General features: G+C 43.3%; 1 protein-coding gene. It reads right to left on the reverse strand.

The features are described 5' to 3' along the window. Positions 1–298, reverse strand: a 298-nt coding sequence (locus HMPREF2737_RS10110; protein WP_141745591.1) for a hypothetical protein, incomplete at both ends; no start/stop codon positions are given.

The raw sequence follows: 298 nt of genomic DNA on the forward strand, positions 1-298 counted from the left end.
AATAGGTTTTGTCGGAGTGATAGTAACATGCCCCGTATCATCCGTCGTACCCGAACCAATAATATTGCCATCTTTGTCTAGTAAATCAACATGAGTATTCGGATCCGTTGTCACCGTAATCGGTGTTTGAGTACCTGCTTTACCAGTTAAATCAGTATCAAGCGTTGGAGTAGCTGGTGGCGTAGTATCAGTTGCTTTTTTTGGTTGAGAAATTGCCACATTAGGCACTTCCGCATTGTCATAAGCTTTAGCGATGACATTGCCCTCAGGGATAGGCACCGTTGGTGTAATTGTAACT

Origin of the sequence: Staphylococcus sp. HMSC069D12, assembly GCF_001810405.1 — a bacterium.
GTDB classification, from domain to species: Bacteria; Bacillota; Bacilli; order Staphylococcales; family Staphylococcaceae; genus Staphylococcus; species Staphylococcus haemolyticus.